14 protein-coding genes are annotated in these 23,740 nt (G+C 60.3%); 7 read left to right on the top strand and 7 right to left on the bottom strand.

Annotation, left to right across the window (positions count from 1 at the left end):
• Positions 1 to 7 precede the first annotated feature (7 nt).
• The gene (locus DPM33_RS17405; RefSeq protein WP_112098685.1) at positions 8 to 1,489 is read right to left on the bottom strand and encodes an ABC transporter substrate-binding protein; all 1,482 of its coding nucleotides are present in this window, start codon (positions 1,487 to 1,489) and stop codon (positions 8 to 10) included.
• A gap of 210 nt (positions 1,490 to 1,699) precedes the next feature.
• Between DPM33_RS17405 and DPM33_RS17400 the strand changes: the two genes are divergently transcribed.
• The 5 genes from DPM33_RS17400 to DPM33_RS17380 all read left to right on the top strand — a co-directional run bounded on the left by DPM33_RS17400 (position 1,700) and on the right by DPM33_RS17380 (position 6,677).
• On the top strand, positions 1,700 to 2,410 hold the full coding sequence (locus DPM33_RS17400; RefSeq protein ID WP_112098684.1) for a GntR family transcriptional regulator: 711 nt from the start codon (positions 1,700 to 1,702) through the stop codon (positions 2,408 to 2,410).
• A gap of 45 nt (positions 2,411 to 2,455) precedes the next feature.
• Complete coding sequence (locus DPM33_RS17395) at positions 2,456 to 3,622, top strand: mandelate racemase/muconate lactonizing enzyme family protein (RefSeq protein ID WP_112098683.1); 1,167 nt, start codon at positions 2,456 to 2,458, stop codon at positions 3,620 to 3,622.
• Positions 3,623 to 3,679: 57 nt separating this feature from the next.
• On the top strand, positions 3,680 to 5,038 hold the full coding sequence (locus DPM33_RS17390; protein ID WP_112098682.1) for a mandelate racemase/muconate lactonizing enzyme family protein: 1,359 nt from the start codon (positions 3,680 to 3,682) through the stop codon (positions 5,036 to 5,038).
• 103 nt (positions 5,039 to 5,141) lie between these two features.
• Positions 5,142 to 5,468 carry an NIPSNAP family protein gene (locus DPM33_RS17385; RefSeq protein WP_112098681.1) on the top strand — a complete coding sequence of 109 codons (327 nt, stop codon included), beginning with the start codon at positions 5,142 to 5,144 and terminating at the stop codon, positions 5,466 to 5,468.
• A gap of 9 nt (positions 5,469 to 5,477) precedes the next feature.
• Positions 5,478 to 6,677, top strand: a complete 1,200-nt coding sequence (locus DPM33_RS17380) for a mandelate racemase/muconate lactonizing enzyme family protein (protein WP_112098680.1) — start codon at positions 5,478 to 5,480, stop codon at positions 6,675 to 6,677.
• Positions 6,678 to 8,497: 1,820 nt separating this feature from the next.
• On the opposite strand, the gene DPM33_RS17370 is transcribed toward DPM33_RS17380, so the two are convergent.
• The 6 genes from DPM33_RS17370 to DPM33_RS17345 form a co-directional block, all read right to left on the bottom strand.
• Positions 8,498 to 9,448 (bottom strand): hypothetical protein, encoded by a 951-nt coding sequence (locus DPM33_RS17370; protein WP_245442201.1) that lies wholly within the window; start codon positions 9,446 to 9,448, stop codon positions 8,498 to 8,500.
• Between the two features lie 58 nt (positions 9,449 to 9,506).
• The gene (locus tag DPM33_RS17365; RefSeq protein ID WP_167449111.1) at positions 9,507 to 11,720 is read right to left on the bottom strand and encodes a hypothetical protein; all 2,214 of its coding nucleotides are present in this window, start codon (positions 11,718 to 11,720) and stop codon (positions 9,507 to 9,509) included.
• A 63-nt stretch (positions 11,721 to 11,783) separates the two neighbouring features.
• Complete coding sequence (locus DPM33_RS17360; RefSeq protein ID WP_112098678.1) at positions 11,784 to 13,256, bottom strand: glycosyltransferase; 1,473 nt, start codon at positions 13,254 to 13,256, stop codon at positions 11,784 to 11,786.
• On the bottom strand, positions 13,253 to 14,329 hold the full coding sequence (locus tag DPM33_RS17355; RefSeq protein ID WP_112098677.1) for a tetratricopeptide repeat-containing glycosyltransferase: 1,077 nt from the start codon (positions 14,327 to 14,329) through the stop codon (positions 13,253 to 13,255). Before DPM33_RS17355 ends, DPM33_RS17360 begins: the two co-directional genes overlap by 4 nt.
• Positions 14,326 to 15,435, bottom strand: a complete 1,110-nt coding sequence (locus DPM33_RS17350) for a tetratricopeptide repeat-containing glycosyltransferase (RefSeq protein WP_146770271.1) — start codon at positions 15,433 to 15,435, stop codon at positions 14,326 to 14,328. Before DPM33_RS17350 ends, DPM33_RS17355 begins: the two co-directional genes overlap by 4 nt.
• A gap of 5 nt (positions 15,436 to 15,440) precedes the next feature.
• Positions 15,441 to 19,175, bottom strand: coding sequence for a glycosyltransferase (locus DPM33_RS17345; RefSeq protein ID WP_146770270.1), 3,735 nt, complete (start codon positions 19,173 to 19,175; stop codon positions 15,441 to 15,443).
• Positions 19,176 to 19,963: 788 nt separating this feature from the next.
• Between DPM33_RS17345 and DPM33_RS17340 the strand changes: the two genes are divergently transcribed.
• Both DPM33_RS17340 and DPM33_RS17335 read left to right on the top strand, forming a co-directional pair.
• On the top strand, positions 19,964 to 20,950 hold the full coding sequence (locus DPM33_RS17340) for a DUF4347 domain-containing protein (protein WP_167449110.1): 987 nt from the start codon (positions 19,964 to 19,966) through the stop codon (positions 20,948 to 20,950).
• Positions 20,854 to 23,740 (top strand): DUF4347 domain-containing protein (locus tag DPM33_RS17335; protein ID WP_342634349.1); only part of this gene is annotated, 2,887 nt, incomplete at its 3' end. The genes DPM33_RS17340 and DPM33_RS17335, both read left to right, overlap by 97 nt.

The raw sequence follows: 23,740 nt of genomic DNA, 5'->3' as shown, positions 1-23,740 counted from the left end.
GCCTGGACTAGAGTCCGCCGCCCATCAGGTCTTTTACCTTCTTGGCCGCGTCGTCCGCCGCCTGGTCGACGGTCATCGCTCCTGTCAGGGCATTCTGCAGCATGTCCGGGACGATGATGTTCATGATCTCGGGCGACTGCGGCAGGGCCGGGAACGGGATGCCGTATGGCAGCATCGACGTCGTGACATCGAGAAACTTGATGCTGTCCAGACGCTCCTTCATCCATTTGGTCTTGAAGCCGTTGAGGTTGCCGGGGTTCGAGCCGGCATAGGCCATCTTCAGCGACCATTCGGGACTCGTCCACATGCAGATGATGGCCTTTGCCGCCGGCTCGTCCACCTTGCCGCCCTCTACATATTCAGGCTTCAGGATGTGAATGTTCGAACCGCCGAACACGACGGCGCGCTTGCCGTCGGGGCCGGTCGGGATGAGGCCGTAGCGCATGTTGTCGATGACGGTCTGCGCCTTGTCCTTGTCGGTGCCCGTCGCCTTCTTCTGCAGGTCGAGCATGACGTTGTAGTCGGACGGATGCGAGATCATCATGCCGAGCTGGCCGGCTAGGAACAGCGGCTGGTTGTCGGCCTGCTGGTTGGTGAGCGCCGAAACCGGAACCGACTTATCGCGAACATACATGTCGTAGGAGGCCTGCAGCGCCGCTTTGCTCTGCGCGCTGTTGAGTTCGATGTCCTTGTAGGTCGGGTTCGCCGTGGCTTCGTCGAAGACGCCTCCGCCATAGGCCCATAGCTGCGGCATGAAGCGGTAGGGCGTGTTGCCGGCATTCTTGCGCGCCACCAGACCGTAACCGGCGATGCCGAGCTTGTCGTGGATCTGCTTGGAATATTTGACGACGTCGTCCCAGGTTGCCGGAGCCTTGTCGGGATCAAGGCCCGCGCGCTTGAAGATATCGGCGTTCCAGATGAACGCCATCGTCTCGTTGTTGGTCGGAATGCCGTAGGTCACGCCGTCCCAGGTTACGGCCTTCATGGCGCCGGGCCAGAAATCCTCGGTCGAATAGCCGACGTCCTCGGGCTTGAGCGGCTGCAGATAGCCCTTTGAGGCAAACTCGGTTCCGCCCAGGATTTGCAGGCGGACCGCCATCGGCGCCGCGTTGCCGAGCAGCGCGGTGCGGAACTTGTCGAGCAGGTCGTTATAGGTAAGGGCCTGTTCCTCGAGCTGGATGTTCGGGTAGGTCTTGCGGAAGGTTTCGAAGAAATCCTTGTAGTATTGGCGCAGGAGGTCTGGGTCGCCCTCGAACACACCCTGATACCAGAAAGTCAGTCGCCCCTTGTAGTCGAGCGGGGTGACCTTGGCGCAGTCGCCCGCCGTATCAAAATCCTGCGTCCCGGCAATCGAGCGCACATATTCCGGCGACCACTTGCTCAGGTCGACCGGCGGCGCTGCCAACGCCGGCGCCGACATCAACGATGCCATTAAAGCAGTGGAGACAGTGCCGCGCAGGACGGCACCGCCGAGCGTACTCCTCGTCATAGGTCTCCTCCTTGTTTCTCTCCCGTGCCGCGCTGCGACTAGGCAGGGCGGCCCTTGCTCGTTCGGTCCGTGGGCATGCTTCTGTGTATCGGTTCGAGCATTTTGTACGTTTTCAGATCACAGATTGTCTGTCAACGCACGAAATCGTACATTGTTTTGTCGAAGCCATGCGTGATATAGGGCAGTGTGTGTATTGACTTGGGGGCTGCCTTGGCCGAAACGAACGATTTCAAAGCGGAGCCACCCGAGGGGATCGACGCCCTCGGAGCCTCGAGCGAGGGCGCCTCGCTTTATGAACTGATCAGGGAAGACATCATCGAAGGACGGCTAGCCGCCAACGAAAGGCTTGTGGTTGCCGATCTCGCGCGACGTCACGGCACCTCGACCAATCCGGTGCGGGAGGCCCTGCAACTGCTGCGCGGAGAAGGCTTCGTCACCTTTCTTCCCAATCGCGGGGCGCGCGTACGGCCCATAGATCAGGATTTTGTCCGCGATATCTACGAGATCGGCGTTCTGATCGAGCCCGCCCTGACGCGCTGGTTTGTAGGCATGGCGACCGACGAGGACATCGCCGAACTCGAACGGCTCCAGGGGCTGATCGAGGAGAACAACTTTGCCGACACATTCAGGCACAGTGAGCTGGATACGGCCTTCCACACGGTGATGTACCAGCGGCACTATAACCGCCACGCCGCCGAGCTCTGGTGGAAGCATCGCGAGGTGCTGCGGGCCGTGAGCCGTCGTTTCAATTTCACGCTCGCCCGCCGCGCCGCGATCATCCGCGAGCACCGCGAGCTCATAGCGCTGGTCAAATCGGGAGAAGTCGACAAGGCGGCCGAACTGATTGCTCGCCATGTCGAGGGCTCAGGCCGGCATGTCCTCGAACACATGCGCGCGCGCAGCGCCGCCCGGGCAGGATAGCCGATCCGCAACGTCAGCCTGGCCATTTCAGAAAGGGTAGTCCAGATGAAAATCACGAGCATTCGGCCGTGGCTGGTCAGGTCCGACGCTTCCTACTGGGGAGAGTACCTGTTCGTCGAAGTGACGACCGACGAAGGGGTCAGTGGCTGGGGCGAGATCACCACCACGACGAAGCTCGCCAACCGCGCGCTGTGCACGATCCTGCGCCAGATCGGGATTGCCGTGGCAGGCGAGGATCCCGCGCGCATCGAGCATCTGTGGCACAAGGTCTTCCGCAGCTTCACCTACATGGGCAGCCGTGGCGCCGCCGTCGAATGCGTGAGCGCCATCGACATTGCGCTCTGGGACATCCGCGGCAAAGCGCTCGGCAAGCCGATCTACGAGCTGCTTGGCGGACCGGTGCGCGATGAAATCTCGCTTTACACCCATCCCAACCAGGCCAAATTCACCAGCAAGGAAGCAGTAGTCCGCGAAATTCGCGACATCGTCGACTCCGGCCACACGGGGCTCAAATTCGACCCGTTTCCCCACCAGGGTCCCGGCGTCGATGGCGTGGCCCGCGAAAGGCGGGACGGCTATCTCGACGGCGGCATGACCCGCAAGGACGAGCGCGAGGCGGCCGAGCTCACGGCGCTGATCCGCGAAACGGCCGGGCCTGATGTCGATATTCTCATCGATGCGCATGGCCGCTTCGACGTCCCGACCGCCATCCGCCTTTGCCGGAGCCTGGAGGAGGCCGGCCAGATCGACTGGTTCGAGGAACCCTGCCCACCCGAAAGCCTCAATGCGCTCAAGCAGGTACGCGACAAGGTCAGCGCCGCCATCTCCTGGGGCGAGCGCGGCCACACGAAATGGGATTTCGTGCCGGTGCTCGAGAACAAGCTCGCCGATTACATCATGCCTGACGTCACCTGGACCGGCGGCATCACCGAGCTCAAGAAAATCTCCGCCCTTTGCGAAGCCTACTACGTCCCGGTCTCCCCGCATGACGCCGCCGGACCGATCAACGTGGTCGCGGGAGCGCAGGTGATGATGACCGTTCCCAACTTCTACAAGCTTGAAACCTCGGAGTGGGATCTTTCCAAATACGATCACCTCATCGACACACCGCTCGACGTTTCGAACGGTAACCTCAAGCTGACGTCGAAGCCCGGTCTCGGCGTCGAGATGAACCGCGAATACCTGCAGGCCCACGAGATCGAGCTGGCCTAGCAACCCTCCATGCCGGCCAGCATATGGGGCGACAAGCCCGCCAAGCGAGGATAGGCCATGCCAAAAACGGATGGAGCCGATGAGGCTCTCAATCGAGTCAACACCAATTCCAGGCCGTCAGAGCTTCGCATCACCGACATGCGGGTGGCCGAGATCGTCGGCGCGCCGTTCACCTCGGCGCTGCTCAAGATCTACACCAACCAGGGCATCGTCGGGCTTGGTGAGGTGCGGGACGGCGCCAGCGCCACTTTTGCGCTGATGCTGAAGAGCCGGCTGCTCGGCGAGAACCCTTGCGACATCGACCGGCTGTTCCGCCGCATCAAGCAGTTCGGCGGACATGGAAGGCAGGGCGGCGGCGTCTCGGCGGTCGAGATCGCGCTCTGGGATCTCGCCGGCAAGGCCTATGGCGCGCCGATCTACCAGATGCTGGGCGGCAGGTTTCGTGATCAGGTGCGCGTCTATTGCGATACGGACGCCGAGAAGCCGAGCGGCACCGAAACCGGCAAGCGCCTCAAGGCACGCATGGAGCGCGGCTTCACTTTCCTTAAGATGGACCTGGGCCTGATGCAGATCGCGCACATTCCGGGCGCTGTGACAGCGCCCGCCGGCGCGCTCGAAGGATTTCACGCCAATCCGCGCGGCCGGGGCGGCACACTCCAAGAACGCAGGGCCCGCAATCTCGCCTATGACGCGCAGAACGTACAGCACCCGTTCACGGGCCTGCATTTCACTGAAAAGGGCATCGACCTGCTCGAGCAATATATCCACGAGGTCCGTGAGGTCATCGGCTACGAGATCCCCTTGGCCATCGATCATGTCGGCCACATCTCGCTGCAGGACGGCATCCGCCTGTCACGCCGTATCGAGAAATACGTCCCGGCCTGGCTCGAGGATGTGATCCCGTGGCAGTACACCGAGCAGTACCGGCAGCTGCAGCAAGCCACCACGGTGCCGATTTGCACCGGCGAGGACATCTACCTCAAGGAGGGCTTCGAGCCTCTGCTCAAGAGCGGTGGTCTCTCCGTTATCCATCCGGACCTGCTCACCAGCGGGGGCATCCTGGAAACCAAGAAGATCGGCGACATGGCGCAGGACCACGGCGTCGCCATGGCGATCCACATGGCCGAAAGCCCGATCGCGGCGATGGCCGCGGCACATGTCGCGACCGCGACCGAAAACTTCATGGCGCTCGAATACCACTCCGCCGATGTCGACTGGTGGGACGACATCGTCACCGGACTTCCCAAGCCGCTCGTCAAGGACGGCTTCATCACCGTGCCCGACAACCCGGGGTTGGGCATAGACGATGTGGTCGACGAGGTGATCAGCCAGCATCTGCAGCCCGGTGTCACCGGGATATGGCAATCCACCGAGCATTGGGACAATGAATATAGCTGGGACCGGACCTGGAGTTAGCCCAGGCACTCTGCCCTCATTCCCTCAGGCTCATGCGGCCAACGACCGACCATTCGCGTCGACCTTTCCTAAGGGAAAGGCGAAGAAAGAAACGGACGAAACGATGATCTACGAACTGCGTATCTATGACTGCCTGCCGGGCAGGCTGCCGGCTTTGCTCAAGCGCTTTTCCGACCAAACGCTGGCCATCTGGGAGAGGCTTGGCATCCGCCAAGCCGGGTTTTTCACCACAGTGATCGGCGAAAACAGCAATCGCCTCACCTATTTCCTCGCCTGGGAATCGCTGGCCGAGCGTGAGGCGAAATGGGCGGCTTTCGTCACCGATCCGGCATGGCACAGGGCCCGGGACGAATCTGAGCGCGACGGGCAGATCGTTGCCAATATCAGCAGCCAGCTGCTCACGCCGACAGCTTTCTCGTCTGTGAAATAGGACTGCGCCATGAAGATCACCGACCTGCGCTGTGCCGTCATAGGCAAGCACCCGATCGTCCGCATCATTACCGACGAGGGCCTCTACGGTCTGGGCGAGGTCGAGTACACGAAGACCTATCTCAAGCCCTTTGTGCTGCATTTCCGCGAGGCGCTGATCGGCGAGGACCCGACCGACGTCGAGCGGGTAATGCTGAAGATCCGCCAGCGCGGTTCTTTCAAGCCTTATGGCGCGGCGGTGAGCGCCATCGAACATGCGCTGTGGGATATCGCCGGCAAGGCCGCGGGCGTGCCGGCCTACAAGCTGCTCGGCGGCAAGGTGCGCGACAAGGTGCGCGTCTATAACGGCTCGATCCGCCGCAAGCGCACGGGCGACCGGCCGGAGGATTATGCCGCCGACGTCAAATGGATGATGGAGCAGCCGCAGAACTTCTTCATGGTCAAGCAGGGTATCTCGTTCCACTCCAACATGAAGGACTCAATCGAGGGTTTCCACTACGGCGTGACGCAGAAGAAGGCCGGCTATCACGGCGCCATGGATCAGGGCGTGATCAGCGAGCGCGGTTTCAATCATATGCTCGACTGCGTGATCGCGATGAAGGAGGTGCTGGGCGACAAGGTCAGCCTGGCGCTCGACTGCGGCCCGGGCTGGATGCTGCCCGACGCGATCCAATTCGCTCGCGCGGTTGAGAAATACAATTTGATGTGGCTCGAGGACATGCTGACCGGCGATTATGTGCCGTGGGTCAATCCGCAGGCCTATCGGGAATTGACGACGTCCACCTCGACGCCGATCCATACAGGCGAGCAGATCTACCTGCGGCACAATTTCAAGGAGTTGATCGAGACGCAGGCGGTCCGCGTCATCGGCCCCGATCCAGCCGATATCGGCGGCATCGCCGAGCTCAAATGGGTCGCCGAGCACGCCTATATGCACTCGATCCTGATGGCGCCGCACGGCACCGCGAACGGCCTGCTCGGCCTCGGCGCGCTGATCAATGTCTGCGCCACCTTGCCCGCCAACTACATAGCCTTCGAATATCCGAGCGCCTCCGACCCTTGGTGGGAGGATCTCGTGATCGGCCTGCCGAAACAGATCGTGAAGGACAGCATGGTGGACCTGCTGGAAGCGCCGGGGCTCGGCCTCGATATCGATGCCGACGCGGCACGGAAATATCTCAGCGAAGAGGATGCGGGCTTCTTCGACTGAGTCATCCTTCTTTCGGTGGCATGCCCCACGCGGCCACTCAGGCGCTAGTCTAGCCTGGGAACGACCATCCCACGACCCCGCAATCAAGGTGCCCAAAAGTGTCGTCAGGCTTAAAGCTGCCAGTCTGCTCTCAAAGCAGCAATCGGCCGAGGCTGGAAAGAGTGGGAACCGTTCGAAGCTTGGTTAGGGGGCGGCGAAGGGGGAAGTCGCCAGGACATACGCTGGAATTTCCTCTAAGTTTGGATCATTTCTTCCCTTCGTCACTAGGTTCGCCAGACCATACGAGAGCATACGAAGGAAACGGGTTGGCGAACCACCCACCAACGTATTGATTTCCTGTAGAAAACGATGACCCTCCGGGCCCGCCAAAATATCCATTTAAGTAACTTGATTTCGCTGCATATTTCAGAGGCGGCCCACAACGTGGACTCGAACCCCTCTTTCTGACCAAATTATCCCCAGTGATTTTCCTTGCAATCTCAGAATCACCTGCGGCGATATTGCATTGTTCGGGGGAGCGAAACGTTCGCCAACAAACGTGGCAAAGTGCCAGTCTTTTCAAGGGAGGAAGGTAGCGAACTAGCTGTTCAACCGGACTGCACCGCCTGGAAGCACGTCACCGTTCGGCAATAGTCTGTCGAGAACCAATAGTTGATAGGCGGCCGCGCAGAGCGCATGCATCAAATCGAAATACACGGAAAAGCAGGGGCGCCAGCCGCGCAAAGACACGGGTCAAGAAAAGCAGGATGCGGCCGCCAAGACGCCCGACAAGACCAACGACCGGGACCGCGACGCAGTGCATGGGGACGGCGACAGTCGGCATTGAACCTGACTCCGAATAGCCTGGGAGGGGAGTGTTTCGTCGGAACGGTGGGCGCCGTCCACTCAACATGTGGGAACTCTGGAAGGGCAACGGTCGGTTGCAGAGCGCCGCGAACAGAACGGTCAAACTTCGCGCGCGCTCGGAAGATCACCTTTCATGTGTTCGACCCGCGCCACATCGAAGATGTGCTCGATCGTGACCGGTTACCGTCTAGCGGGAAGAAGACGCCGCGAGAGCCGTCGAAAATAGGCGCCGGGCGGCCGCGAAGGCCGCCATGAAGCGTGCCCAAGGCCGTGCGGCTGCAGATTCGAGTGGCAGTAGTCGCGACGCAGCTCGCACCAACCTGCACGACTGGGAAGATTTCGAAGGAGAGGGCCTGCTGCGCTGATGGCTTGAACTTCGCGCCGGGCGCATCCGCACCGACCGGCTCCTTCCCGCCCATCGCCAGCCCTTTCGAAGGCCATCGGCGGCATCCGAAATCTCTTCTCCCCAACAGAATGCAGAAATTACTTCTCAGCCGCGGGATATGGACTCACATGAACGTCCGACGCTCTAGCTCGGGCCGGTGCGCTTTTTTTTTGGCAAAACGCGGGCAAATGAAGCCGAATGAAACAGCGTTGGGGCGGCCTTTTCGCTTGGTAAATCTGGCGAGTGCGCCACCGTGGAGCGTATACGCTAAGTCCCTCGTCGCGAAGGCTATGACGCTCAGCAACTGACGGGTAAGAACCTTATGAAGCAGCCCAGGGAAATCACGCGCTGGGCGCAGTCGAGTGGAGCTTAGAAGACCAGATAGCCTTCTCATACATGAGCACACGAGGCAGTCCGTCGCCGAAGGAAGGTTTGTCATAGGGAGCTTCAGATGAGCTTCAAACGACACCCCCTTTAAGGCGCCTCCATTGCGGTAATTCGAAGCACAAATTGAGGAGGGATGGAAAAACAATGGTTTCTCGCTTGATCGGTTGTGGACCGATACGGCGTCCAAATAAATGTGTTATGCCTAGCGGGCCGAAATTCCTAGCAGTTCGCTCAACCGGTTTGGAAGTTGAGGCGAGGCCTGCAACTCGGCGCAGCTTTCTTTCCAGCGCCGGAAATATTGGCTGGCTGGAACAGCTGTGCGCTTTGGCCAGCGGTTGAGCGTGCCAAGTGCCTCGACGCTCTCCGGAGCCTGCTCGTACTCTCCAAGGATGGTCAATGACATGGCTTGCGCGAACGGATTGAGACCCGGGATTTCGATTTCGCTTCGGTGATCGGCGAACCATGCTGGGGCGTCGCGGGTGAGCCCTTGGCTGTCGGCCAGCGCGCGATAGTGATTGACGATGTTGTCGCGATACTCGGCAATGGCATCGCCGAAAGCGTTGTCTCCGGCAAAGGGCGGGTCCGCCTTCCAGCCTTTTGCCAAAAGTGCCAGACCACGCAACGAGAAGGCCTCCACCATCGCCTCCTCGAGCCACTGGCAAGGAGGCGCCGGCTTGGCGTCCGCCTGCCAGCTGTTGGCTGTCACATGGCCGAGTTCATGACCGAACTGGTAGGCGAGCTTCGACCAGTCCCGCTCGCCGATGTCGACGATGATCCATGCCATGCTGTTCCCATCAGGGTGCAGCCATATGGAGGGTGGACCGGCGGTATGCTCTTCGACGCGAAGCTTCGTCGGTTGATGATCGGAGACGAGGCGGACGCCGTCCAGGCATGCATGGCGCATGCGCTCGAGGACGAGGTCGGCGGAGCGAGGAAGCATGCGGCCCCAGTCGCCGGCGAGTTCGATGGGGGCGGAGCGGAGGGTGTAAGACCTTAAGGAAGACAACGCAGCTGCCTCTGCAGGCTTAGTGGCCGAGCGACCGAAATGTGTCAATGTCTCCAGGTTTGAAACGAAGGGTGCCGAGCCAGCAACGCCTGCCAGCAAGCCTCGCCTCGTCATGACTTTCGACTCTGGGATATTGCCCACCTTCATTCGGCCCCACCAATCGAAAGACGCGCCAAGATCCAACTGCAAAACAGGCCGGTGCTATTCAGTGCCAAGCCGATTCAAATAGCTCTATCCATGAATCCACCGTGAACTTCCAGTCGAACTTCTTGGCAGCCTCTTTGCCCTTCGCGCATTTTTCCATAAATTCCTTTGGATTCTCTGCATAGTAACGCAAAATTTCAGTAGTAAACTCTACATATTTATCAGAATCAATCGGTGCAACTATCCCGATCCCTTCGTATGCTCTCAGCGGAAATACACCGACTGGTGTGCTTATGACAAGCCTTCCAGATGCTGCGGCCTCCGTTGCTGGCATCGGGCCACCAGCCTCCGTAAGAGAGCAAATGAGCACGGCGTCAACCGACTGATAATATTTTGGCATCTCATGAATAGGAGTGTTTCCTCCGGTCCAGAAGCCAGCAGGTTTGAATTTTAAACCAGACCTATCTGCACAGTCTTTAGCGAGGTCACCCCGTTTGATCTCGACACCAAATTTGTTCTTCGCAGAAAATGAGCTCGCGCAGCCGACTGTAAGTAGCCGCTCGGGAATTTGTCCCTCGAACTCCGAGTAGTCTATCCCCAATGGCACTATTTTTGGAATGGTAGGGACCCCAAGTGTCAGAGAGTCCCAAAGCAATGTCTGCCCTACGACGCCGTATCCGGCCAGTTTTGTAAAAATATCACTCCCGTATCTCCCGATTATATCCTGTATGTCGAACGTCCAGTGTGATATCCCCACAATCTTCTGTGGCGATATGCCGTAAATATCCCGCAATATGTGAATGGTATCCAATCCTGCCACTATGACATCATAAAACTCTTCTAATGTCTTGATGTATGAACCGTGCGCTTTACGATAATCTATAACGTCAGCAATATATCCTCGTTTATATAATATATTGCATAAATCGTAATACACGCGACCATTTGACCATTGTGTCGGCCCGAAGAAGGCTATCTTTCTTTTTTTTGAAGCGACGTTAGCTCTGACGCGGGCTAGCGGATGCACGACGGTGGCCGCGATTCCTAGCTTGTCGATGCTTTCTGTGGCCATGTGCGGCGTCGGCAGCGCGTCAGTGGGCCATACTCGGGTAGACCATTCCTCGGATGTGACAAAACTTTCCCATGCCGAGCAGACCGCTCTCGATAAAGTTACTCGCCCATCGGGTTCCGCGCAGACAAACGCGCTTCTTGCGGTGAAGCCGACAAGGCCCCTTTCAAGTTGAATAGCCTCGAGACGCGTCCCCTCAGTTGTTTCGGTATCTCGCGAGGCCAGACATGAGTGGTGAGGAAGGCAAGCGATAGGCTCCCAAGTCGCGCCGTTGTCAAAGGCCAGCCAGCCACCGCTAGTACTGGCCGCCAACGTTGCATCCACGACGAACACTAAGTTCGCAGGGCTGGTGGACGCATCTCCATGCCTTAACTCTCCAGCGGGCAGATCAACATACAGTACCGTACCGCCTGAGGTGAACACCTGTGTGCGCGGCGCAGTTGACGAATACAGTTTCGCCAATGAAGCGGGAGCGCTCGTTTGGGCCAATCCCCCTGTGTCTCCATGGTTATGTTCTGTACGATGCCTCCGCATTACGATCAGCCGGGTTGGGCCTCCGGCGCCGTCGAAGGGTGGAAACTGAGCGAAGGATGCGATGAGCGCATCCGATTCTGCCATAAATTTAGGTGAAAGCAATTGATTATCAATATAAGTTCGTTTTTCAAAATAGGAAACAAAAAATTCTGCCGTCTTAGGCACTTCTGGGAGGGTTGACTCGTACACTTGCGGCTGCCACCCAAGATCTTCTATGATGTACAAACCTCCTGGCCTTAAGTGCGGGAATAAAACCTTGAATGACAACTGCTGATGATATGATGCATGGGACGCATCATCGATGATAACATCAAAGCCATCTGTGGCCTCAGCGATTTTGCGTAGGTCTGCTTCCTTGCCGGCATCTCCTTGTACGAATGTGAATCGCGGATCAACGAAATGCGAGAAGTCCGAGATGTCAAAACCAAAGATCTGGGCTTTACTGAAATACTTAAGCCACATCTGCACAGATGGTGGGATGACTTTGCGCTCTTTCGGTCCGCCAACCTCCGGGCCGCCAACTGCCAAGCCCAACTCCAAGAAATTTATGCTATCGTTCCTAAAAACATCAAAAATAAGTTCGTAAATATATGTATATTTGTTAGGGGATAATCCAAGCGGCGTTATCGTTGACCCTTTGTCTGAGCCAAAATTGTTTGCCAGGTCGGTCAAGTTAGGGATAGTATCGTTCACTGTTCTGCCTAAATTCTACGCTGCTCCCAGCTGATACGTTCCTTAGGAATTGGCGTACTTGGATGCTGTGTCTATCAGGTCGACCCATTCATTTATTTGGTACTTCCAGTCAAACACCTGTGCTGCCTCTTGTATAGAGCTGCATTTTTTTACAAACTCTTTGGGGGTGTTTTTGTAGTAACTGAGCGTGGCTGCAGTAAACGCTCGGAATTTTCCGGCTTCGATCGGCGCTATGATGCCAGCGCCTTGATAGGCTTTGAGGGGAAAGTGTCCAACAGGCGTCCCTATCACTAGTCTGCCCGCAGCCGCCGCTTCCATCACTGGCAACTGGGCAGCCTCGCTAATCGAACTGGTCACAATCGCATCAACGCTGCGATAGAAGGCGGGCATGTCGTGAAACGACGTCTGGTTTCCCGTCGAGCCTGCTATTTTGAAAGTGAGACCGGCGTCGGCAGCTGCGGCCTCCGCTAGTTCGCCACGCTTCCATTCCACGCCGAATGTCCTGACCGACATCGACGAGGCATAACCCACTGTTGCCAAGGTTTCGGGAAGGTCAGCATAAAACTCATCAAAATTTATGCCGAGAGATGCGACCATTGGAGCCCTGCGAACGCCGCGCATCATTGATGCGCAATACACGTATTCGCTCACCACACCGTAGTTGGCGAATTTGTCGAAGACTTCAATTCCTTTCTGCTCGATTAACATCCGTATATCGAATTCGTGATGCGATATGGCGATGATCTTGTCGAAGGGGACACTGTATTGGTCGGTCAAGGTAGAAATACCGTCCAAAGCTGAAATGATGAAATCGTAGTAGGGGAAAAGTTCTGTGGCGTATGCAGCGTGGTTTTGCTGCCAATCAAGTATGTCGACCAGATGGCCTCTGTCATGAAGATGTCTGGACAGATCATAGTAGACCCGACCGTGCGACCACTTTGGGTAGCCGTAAATTAAAATCTTCCTGGCTGGTGGCTGGCGGGTCGATTTCATTCTCGTTACAGGATGAACGATATGGCTTGCCACGTGGCCTTTGTTGATATCCTTGTAGCGGCGCCAGGCACCGTTCAGCGCAATTCCAGGGCTGTCGGTGCACCAGTTCTCCGAGGCGATGAACAATTCCCAGGTGCTACAGACCGAGGCCCGATGCATCACCCGGCCGTCGGGTATCGCCGACAGAAAATTACCTCCGGCTCGCAGCCCGAGCAGGCCGCGCTCCAGGGGGATCAATTCCAGCGTTGTGGGGGCATCTGACGGAGCTTTTCCCTGCGATGCCAGTAAGGCGTGGCATACAGCATCGGAGCAATGAACCGTCTGGCGCAATCCGTCTGCAGCATAGATCAACTGACCCCGCCTATAGCCATCGGTCGACGCGTTTTCGGCCTCCAAGAACGCATTTACAGGGCTATCTTCGATGCCGCCATGGCGCAATTCGCCGGTGGATGGATCGACGAAGAGTACCGTTCCGAAGGCCGTAAACAATCGCGCCGGCGAAGTCTCTCGATGCTTGATCATTTTTGCAGCCGCATCTCTTCCCGCCGCCCGACGAAGAAGTTCAGATTGTTCTTCAGGCGCTGATTGTTTTGGTCAAGCTCCAAGGCCTTCCGTGCCCATTCCACCGCGCGATCCATGGCATTGAGATGCCAGGAAGCGATCGCCCCGAGATCGTGAAGTCGGAATCCCCAGCAGCTCGGATCGTCCAGATAGCTTCCTGTGCGGCGCGCATTCTCGATCCCGTTGCTGGCAGCCCAGAATAGATTGAGCCAGTCGGCTCTGCTGTGGAACTCCTCGGCGAGGTCGAGCCAGATTTCTCGACGGTGGGGGGCCTCAATTCGCGCACGGTCCAGCCATGAGGCTCTTTGCTCCGGAACCATGCGGGCCAGGTAACGCATTGCTTCCGATCGTTCATCGGTCCATTTGCTAGTCGGAAGCTTTAGATACCGCTCGAGCAACTCGACGCTTTGTTCCGTCTGATTTTTGTACATATGCTCACGCCCAAGCCAAAAACAAATTTGAGAATCGTGAGGGTCCTCTGCCAGAGCGAGTTCCATCAAACGTAAGTATTTCTCATGGTTTGTTTCGTTGTGCCTGAGGTGATGCATAACGATTTGGTCTGTATTTGAAGGGATTTCTTCGCCAGAAAAAAATAGGGCCTCGTGGATGGGTCTTCTGAACCGGTAACCCCATCGACTATGAAAGCTTTTTGATGGATAGGCGCGGATCGGATTAGGGTCGTCGAAGCTCGACCTGATCACCATTCGACAATACAGCGCCGTAGTTTCTGCTTTCCAGGCGGATTCCAGCTTCGAACGCCATCCTCGTTCGAGAAACATATCCATATCCATCGTGCAGCAGACGTCGACATCAGGCGGGATCAGGGCCATGGCCGCGTTGCGTGCATCATCAAACCGCCAAGGCCGCACTGCGATGCGATGAACCGTCACTCCAGCGTTGCTGAGACGTTCGATGGTGTCGTCAGTACTGCCCGTGTCCGCGACGATTCGGTAGTCTGCTTCTGCAGCCGACTCCGCCCAGCGCTCTACGTGCACGGCCTCGTTCAATGCGATCGTATAAACCGCCACTTTCATCGAAACGCCCTATCTGGCGCGGTTAAGGTATCGTTCCGCGGCTCGGTTCGGGCCCCAGCGAAGAACTCCAGGTTGTTCTTTAGTCGTTCGTCGTTTGGATTGAGGTCCAGTGCCTTTTGGCACCATTCGATTGCTCGGGGCATCGAGTCCATTCGCCAAGCTGCAATCGAACCCAAATCAAACAGGCGGAATCCCCAGCTTTGGGAATCGTCCAAATATGTGTTTGTTCGCCGTGTAGTCTCGATTCCATTTGCGCAGGCCCAGAATAGCCCCCGCCAGTCGGCCCTGCCGTGAAACTGCTCTGCCAAATCGAGCCAAATCTCGCGGCGATGCGGCGCTTCGATACGGGCTCGGTCGAGCCACAAGATACTCTTGTCAGGCTCCATTCGGGCCATGTAGCGCATTGCTTCGGACCTTTCCTCGGCCCAAGTGCTTGTCGGCAAGGCGAGATAGCGTTCGAGTAGACCGATAGCCTGTGCATAGCGATTGGCCCACATATAATCGCGTCCGAGCCAGAAGCAGATTTGAGCGTCGTCAGGGTCTTCCCTATGAGCCATTTCCATCAAGGGTAAGTACGCTCTGCGAGTTTCCTTGCTTGGATCCTGAACTTCGCGCATCACAATGTCGTGGCCGGACCTTTCGACCTCCGCGCCTCCGTTGAACAGCAGAGCCTCATGCACCGGCCGCCGGAACCTGTATCCCCAACGGTGATGGAAGTTCTTCGCCGGCCAGCCGCGCAACTCTACCGGGTCATCGACGCTCGACCGGTAAGACACTTTGCAGAACAACGCCGTCGTTTCAGGCGTCCAGGCAGCCTCCAGCTTTGCACGCCAGCCTGGCTCGAGGAACCGATCCATGTCCATGGTGCAGCAGACATCGACGTCGTCGGGGATCAGCGCCATCGCAGCATTGCGGGCAGTGTCGAAACGCCACGGACGAACTGCAATGCGGTGCACTGTGACACCGGCCGCGGTCAATCGCTCAACCGTATCGTCCGTGCTGCCGGTATCGGCGGCGATGCGGTAGTCGGCATCGGCGGCGGACCCAGCCCAGCGTTCCGCGTTGGCGGCTTCGTTCAAAGCGATGGTGTAGACTGCGACTTTCAAGACGTTTACTCGCCCAAGTCCCATGCCGATATGTCTGACGGGCCACGCTTGCGAATAGCCACCAGTCCCCCCATCAATTTCGCTCGACTGAGCTCATAGTGGCTGTCGAAGAACAGAATGTCGGCGAACTGCCCGGCTAGCCCGCTGATGCCGAATGGGTCGACCGAGCGCGCGGCCCCGTGGTCCTTGATTTCGCGCAGCAATGTCTTGGTGAGCGCCACCTTGCTGGGATCCTCGCCCGGCGGCTGCCAGTCGAGATCCTCGATGAAATACCATCCGCCGTCCGCAAGCAGCGGGAAGAATTCACGCAGGGTGAGCTGTTCGTCGAAGGAGGCGTGACTGCCATCGTCGATGATGACGTCAAGCGAGCCCGGGTCGACGGCTTGTGCTACCCGGCGGAGGTCGTCCACCTTGGACTGGTCGCAAATGAACGATTTGAACGTGTCATTGTTGAGCCGCGAAAAATCCGTCAGGTCCACCCCGATCACCCGGCAGAAGGGGAAGTAGCTCTGCCATAACGCCACGGAGGGAGTCTCGCTCTGATTGCCTTCCGCCAATCCGCGACATAGGCCGATCTCCATCAGGCCCCGCATCGACAGGCGCCGGTTCGCCAGCAGGCGATCATAGGTCCTGGCGTAGAAATGCCGGTTGCCGGTGTGCCGGTTCTTATCGGTGTTGAATCTGTCGGCCAGGGTCGTGAACGAGGGAAAGCCCTCCAGCGGGTTGATCAGTTGCGCTATGAGCGGGGTGCCCGTCTCGTCGGGTCTTGGCGCATTGCGCGCCGTCCACAGATGCAGGCCGAACACGCGCTCGTCGTTCAGGTGGTCGGCCAGCTCCCCGATCGGCTTTTCAAACCTGTCGAGCTCCATCCAGTCGATCGAGTTGAAGAACATCGGCCCGAAGACCTGGCTGCGCAATTCGGCGCCTTCGTCCGAGCCAACATAGTCGGAGAGAAGCTTGGGGCCGACGTCGCCGAAATCCTTGCCTTGCCCGGCGTGAAACCGGTCGATCGACAGTTCGTAGAGCGCCCGCATGTGCTTGCTGTACGGCTTGGCGTACATCACGTTGCCGCAGATGAAGTGGCCCTTGTGCGAGCCGCGCCATTGCAGGTTCAGGAAGTGGTCGCCCTGGAACGGGAACGGCCGCAGCAGGATCACGTCGGTGTCCATCCACAGCCCGCCATGCTCGTAGAGCACGGCGTAGCGAAAAACGTCGCTGAAATATCGGATCTCGGAACCGGCGACGATCCGCTCGAACAGCGCGCGCGGCACTACGTCTTCCGCGCCCCGCACCTCCACTCCAAGCTTGAGCAGGAATTCGAGCTTGTTGGGGGTGTAGCTCCATACCCGTACCGGGTGGCCGGCGGCGCGCATCGACGTGACGGCGGCAATAAGCGTCCTATGCTCCGCCGTCTCGGACATGACTTCATAGAAGCAGTTGATCCGCGGCAGTGCCGCGTCGTCGGTTCCGAGGAACGGCGCTATCCTGGCATCGAATTCGCGCGAGCGGTCGGAACGCTCTCGCTGCGAGGTGACGTCGCGCAGGAACGGCGCCAACGCATGAAAGATCTCGTCGGCCGATCTGCCGCTGCCGGGCCCGCCATTATCGTCCGTCGATAGGTCGCGTCGGTCGCCGGTCACCGGGCCATCAATGCCGTTAGACTGGTCCGCCGCCGCCCCTGGAGAACTCGCGTGTCCCGAAGCGGGCAAGCCGGATTGCAGGTTGCTCACATCTTCCAGTGAGGCGTCGACCTCCGCCGCATCGACCGTCGCGAGCCAGGATTCGCTGTCGGCAACGCTGTAGGAAATCAACAGCCGCCGCTCGTCCGGATGCCATGCCAGGCCGGCAACGAATTCGACGCCTTTTCTGTTGAGGAAGAACTGACGGCTTACCTTGCGCAAACCGTTGTTCTGATCGAACCAGACAAACCGATGCAGATAGTAACGCCGGTTCTCGGAAGCTCTCCACTGCACCTCATGGATCAGAGTGAGCCATCCTCCGGCGAATTCGATCGCCTGGCTGCCCCCCCTGAACAACTTGGCGGAAATCGCGGGTGACGTTTCGCTGACCGTGGCGGCGTTTTCATCGACGATGCGGGTGGGATCGCAGAAATAGATGAACTGAAGTTCCTCCGCGCCGGTCTCCGTGTTGCGCCTCACGCGAGGCATCCAGTTTTTCTCGTGCACTCGTGGCCCTGACGGACGAAGCACGCGCCAGTCCGTGAGTCGGCAGGGTCCGCTCTCGTCGATCCGGGCGACAACCTGCTCGCACCACGCTTCGGGCGTGAACTCGCGAACACAGGCAGAGCCCCAAAGTTCGCCATTCCATGCAAACAGCCGAAGGTCCTCGAAACCTCGGACACCTTTGTAAACAGGTTCTGGCATGTCGAGAGGCGCCAGAATCTCGGTGGCCGACTGCACTTCGAGCTGATTGTTCAACCGGAGAAGAAAATTGCGGGTGCGGATCGCATCGCCGTTCTTCGTTTCATAACGAAGGCCGTCCTCTGTCATCTCGTAGTTCACCGTCCTCTGTGAAACTACAATCTGCCGACCCAGTCGTGTCACTGACGGATTGAGGGCCCGGTAGCCATCCGGCGCGGTGAAGTCGATCCGGCGGGCGTTGAAGGACGGCATCGTCGTCTTGGCCGGCTGGGCATAATAATAGAGATTGGACCACGCCAGGTCCCTCGGTCCGTCGCCGATCTCGCGGTTCAGAGCCAGCCAGTTGCAGGCCGCGAAGCCGCGATCCTTGCGGACTGGATCGCGGGCATAGTTCGCGGCGATCGCATATTCCTCCCGCAGGCCGGTCGTGTAGACCGTATCCTCGATGAACAAGATGTCCTGCTCGGGCCGGCCCACCGCCAGTCCTGCTTCGCAAAACAGCGCGCTGGCGTCGTTCATGCCCTTCTCGCGGTAGTACCGCGCCAGGTCGTAGAGCGGCTCGGCGCGCTGCGGTCGCTGGTTGAAGGCGGCCAGCGCGTGGCGGATGAAACCTTCGTCGTCGCCCAATTGCCGCTGGCAGCGCGCCTGCTGCAGGCGAGCGTTCCAGGCTTCCTCGTCCCATCCGCCCATGCCGGCGCGCTTGGCATAGGCGACGGCCGCCTCGGTGGTTCGTCCGGCGTCGCGATAGGATTGCGCCAGGTAGAACCAGTAGCGGTGGTTGTCGGGATCCTTCTCGAGCGCCTCCGAGAGCAGTCGGGCGTCGCGCTCGAACTTGTCGACGCGGTTCGATCCGCTGGCGTGATCCTTGTACCAGGCGCTGCGCAGCTCCTCCACGCCCCCCGGAACGTCGAGATACTCGTGGGTGACGCCGTGATAGCGCGCTCCGGCGTCGCGCCTCACCAGGCGCGTGTTCCAATAGGCGAGGCCGGATCCGGATCGCTGCAGCAGCCTGTAGCCGGCGCCGTCGAGCTGCTTGCGGAAACCCGGATCCTCGACGATGAGCTCCATGTCGGCGTCGTCGAACAGGATGTAGTCGTATGGCAAGGCCGAGGCGTAGGCATGGTCGAGCGCCTCGTTGCGCGCCTGCTCGAAATTGTGGAAGGGGAATTCGTGTAGCTCGCCCGGCAGGTTGCGGGCCGCGAAGAACGATCTGATGAAATCCTGCGTCCCGTCGGTCGATCCGGTATCGCCGATGACCCAGCAATCGATGTGGTCGGCAACCGCGCCGAGGCAGCGCTCGAGATTCGCCATCTCGTTCTTGACGATCATGTTGAGGCAGAGGCGCTTGCCGTTTGTCATCCGTCGCTCGATGAGACTGTCGATTGCGGAGGCTGCCGAACTGCCTTGCGCTGCCGCGACCGGCCTCGAAACCATCCCGGCCCTGTTAGTCTCATGGTTCATGCCGAGCCGTCCCGGGTCATTCTTTGTTAACCTTAGCGATCATGGTTAGCGGCACGCAACTGCAACTTCCTGCCGGTTGCTCGCCGGGCGGTCGGCGTCGATACCGCCGACGCTCGCATCGGCTGCGCGAGGATCGCCCCGAAGCCATTGTGTCGGCGACATTTTCGCCCGTGGCGAAGGCATCGAAGCCGCTCCTGGTTTGGGGGGTTTGGGCAAAGCCGGTCACCCGGGTTTTAACCAAAGGTTGCACTTTCGTTAACAAATTGCCTGTCCCAATATTTACAAACCACTAATTTTCTAATTTACTAATATGCGTGGTGTCCACAGGCCTTTCGCTGCGATGTCGAAGGTTGTGGGCTTGGGTTGAGAGGGCTGGGGGAAAGAATCCTTCGCAGGTGAGGGGATGTGGTGTGCCTTGGCGCACCACTATAGGCTGCGTTTTATCTGCTTCGCGGCTGAGGCAGATGGTTCCCATTCCGTAGTTCCTCATGGGTTGTCGCCGTTGCTCGGCGACATCGGGGTGGGAGTGCGTTTTGTATCGAGCGAGATCTCGTGCGGGCATAACCCGCGACTTTGGCAAATTTGAACGATCTTGGGCTCCGGCAAGGGGACCGTCGGCCGCGCTGACGCCTTGGCGCCGGCGGCGCTCGATTGCCGCGCAGAGGGCCGCATCGAGCAAGACCGGCGTGACGCCGGTTCGAGATCTTGTCAGGCCTTCGATCTCGCCGCGTTCGCTTGTCGCTGGCGCGGAACATGCCGGCGGGCAGCTCGACGCCGTAGCGGGTTGCACCAAGCCAGGCTTCCCCGAAGTGCTTTTCCTCGATCCGTCCGTCACCGATCTCGGCACGATCCTTTGCAACTTGAGGCCGGGGATCGAGGCGATCGTGCTCGACGGCGCGATCGCGCCCGCGCGGCAGATGGCGGCGGCGCTCAGCTCCCGCGAGCGGCTGCGGGCCGTGCACGTGATGGCGCATGGCGCGCCGGGCCGCGTGAGCTTCGCGGCCGGCGAATGGACGGCCGACAGCATCGCCGACGACAAGGCCGATCTTGCCGTCGTCGGCCAGGCCCTCGGTGCAGAGGCTGAGCTCAACCTGTGGAGCTGCGAGGCCGGCGCCGGAACCGCCGGCCAGGTTTTCCTGAGCGAGCTGTCGCGGGCGGTCGGGGCGCCGGTGGCGGCCGCGACGGACCGGGTCGGCTCGCAGGCATTCGGCGGACATTGGGAATTGGAAGCAAGTTCGCTTCGTGGTGCGGCGCCGCCGCTGACAGATTTGGGTATGTCCAGCTATAAGGGAGTGTTTTCCGTGGCATTGACCTCAACAGGCCGTGGTGAACGGTTCACCGTTTTTGGACAGTGGGCTGCCGGTACGGCGGCAGGCACATATTTCATAGTCCTGAATGAAGGCGGGACGCTGAATGTTATCGGCCAGTTTATTGTCCCGACGAATTTTGGCGGCACTTTTGCCATCTCCGAAGCACTCCCGGCCGGGCGATACACCGTGGCTCCCAGCGCCCCGGGACCGAATACCATCGCGGTCTACGGTGGCCGATGGAGCTCCTCAGCCAACAATGCTGGGACATGGTCGGTCGGAGATTTCAATTCGGCGATAACGGAATCCCTGAGCTATACCGGCGATGTCGCCCCGAGCCTGACCGACCGGGGGACTGCAAGATGAAAAACGCTCGCGAAATCGTCTTCATCGATCCGTCAGTCGCCGACGTTGCCGTTCTGATTGGAGGTTTGAGACCAGGTGTCCAGCCCAGGCTTCTCAGCGGCGCAATGACCGCTGTTCAAGAGATTGCGCAGGCTTTGCGCGGTCGCGAAAACCTTGCCGCAATCCACGTTGTTGTCCACGGCCGCCCTGGTGAACTGAGTTTCACCGGTGGCGCTCTCTCGTCTGCTAACATCGACCAGCATTCCGAGGATCTCGCGACGATCGGTGATGCCTTGGGGCCGAATGGCGATCTCTTGCTGTGGAGTTGCAATACGGGCGAGGGCAATCGCGGACAGGCGTTTGTGAATGCACTTTCGCGAGCGACCGAGGCGCACGTAGTGGCAGCAAAGGGCCTCGTCGGCGCGGAGGCGCTCGGCGGAAGATGGCAGCTAGAAGGCCAGCGGAGTCGGGCATCGCTTCCTCCACCACTGACGGCGGCCGGAATTAGAGCGTTTGGCGGCATCTTAAACAACAGCGTATCTGCTCCTGCTGGCTTAAGTTTTGTAGAGATTACCTACCCAAGTAACGCTAGTGGGGGTGTCTATTTTATTACTGCAGTTATAGGATCAAACACAGTAGTAATTGGATCGTTCACGTTACCTTCCGGTATTTCAACCAGTGGCACAGTCGTAGTTCCGATATTTCTTAGCTCAAGCGCCACTATTACAGTTAATTCTGGCGTCTACAATAACGGTCAAGGAACTTGGGCGGTTGGAGCTGCGGTAGCCACGGGAAGTTGGACTGTTGTCGACGCAGTTGACGCAGGCCCAACTGGCCCGACTGGCGCCACAGGTTCGACTGGCGCCACGGGGGCGACGGGTGCGACCGGCGCCACAGGTGCGACCGGCGCCACGGGTTCGACCGGTGCCACAGGTTCGACTGGCGCCACGGGTTCGACCGGGGCCACAGGTGCGACTGGCGCCACGGGTTCGACCGGGGCCACAGGTGCGACTGGCGCCACGGGTGCGACCGGCGCGACCGGCGCCACGGGTGCGACCGGTGCCACAGGTTCGACTGGCGCCACGGGTGCGACCGGTGCCACAGGTTCGACTGGCGCCACGGGTTCGACCGGCGCCACGGGTGCGACCGGTGCCACAGGTTCGACTGGCGCCACGGGTGCGACCGGTGCCACAGGTTCGACTGGCGCCACGGGTTCGACCGGCGCCACGGGCTCGACCGGCGCCACGGGTGCGACGGGCGCCACGGGTGCGACCGGCACCACGGGATCGACCGGCGCCACGGGTACGACCGGCGCCACGGGTGCGACCGGCGCCACGGGTGCGACTGGCGCCACAGGCTCGACCGGCGCCACGGGTGATACGGGCGCTCCTGGCTCGACTGGAGCTACAGGTGCGACTGGCGCGACGGGTGCGACCGGCGCGACCGGTGACACCGGAGCCACGGGTGCTACCGGCGCAACGGGCGCCACAGGTGCGACTGGCGATACCGGCGCGACAGGCGCCACCGGCGCAACGGGTGCGACTGGTGCAACTGGCGATACCGGGGCCACGGGTGCCACCGGCGCAACGGGTGCGACTGGTGCAACTGGCGGTACCGGAGCCACGGGTGCCACCGGAGCGACCGGCGATACCGGGGCGACTGGTGCCACGGGTGCGACCGGCGATACCGGAGCGACAGGTGCCACCGGCGCGACAGGCGCTACGGGCGCGACCGGCGATACCGGAGCAACTGGAGCGACCGGCGCCACAGGTGCGATCGGCGATACCGGAGCCACGGGCGCGACCGGCGATACCGGAGCGACAGGAGCCACCGGCGCGACAGGCGCCACGGGCGCGACCGGCGATACCGGAGCGACAGGTGCCACCGGCGCTACGGGCGCCACGGGTGCGACTGGCGATACCGGGGCAACGGGTGCCACCGGCGCAACGGGTGCCACGGGCGCGACTGGCGATACCGGCGCAACTGGTGCCACCGGCGCGACCGGCGCCCCGGGTGCGACTGGCGATACCGGCGCAACTGGTGCCACCGGCGCGACCGGCGCCCCGGGTGCGACTGGCGATACCGGAGCGACTGGTGCCACCGGCGCAACCGGCGCCACGGGTGCGACCGGCGATACCGGAGCGACAGGTGCCACTGGCGCTACAGGCGCCACAGGTGCGACTGGCGATACCGGAGCAACCGGCGCCACCGGCGCAACGGGTGATACGGGCGCTACCGGTTCGACTGGTGCCACGGGTGCCACCGGCGCAACCGGCGCCACGGGCGCGACTGGCGATACCGGAGCGACGGGTGCCACTGGCGCAACGGGTGCCACAGGTGCGACTGGCGACACCGGAGCTACTGGTGCCACTGGTGCAACAGGCGCCACGGGTGCGACTGGCGATACCGGAGCCACGGGCGCCACCGGCGCGACAGGCGCCACGGGTGCGACCGGCGATACCGGAGCCACGGGTGCCACCGGCGCAACGGGCGCCACGGGTGCGACTGGCGACACCGGGGCCACTGGTGCCACCGGCGCAACGGGCGCCACAGGTGCGACCGGCGATACCGGGGCCACTGGTGCCACCGGTGCCACGGGTGATACGGGCGCTACCGGCTCGACTGGAGCTACAGGTGCTACCGGAGCGACGGGCGCCACAGGTGCGACTGGCGACACCGGCGCAACTGGTGCAACCGGCGCAACGGGCGCCACGGGCGCGACCGGCGATACCGGAGCTACGGGTGCGACCGGCGCGACGGGCGATACCGGGGCAACTGGCGCTACCGGTGCAACGGGCGCCACGGGTGCGA

The sequence above is a fragment of the Mesorhizobium hawassense genome (genome assembly GCF_003289945.1).
GTDB classification, from domain to species: domain Bacteria; phylum Pseudomonadota; class Alphaproteobacteria; order Rhizobiales; family Rhizobiaceae; genus Mesorhizobium; species Mesorhizobium hawassense.
Note: the sequence above shows the minus strand (reverse complement) of the source record. Positions and strands in the feature narration are given on the sequence as shown.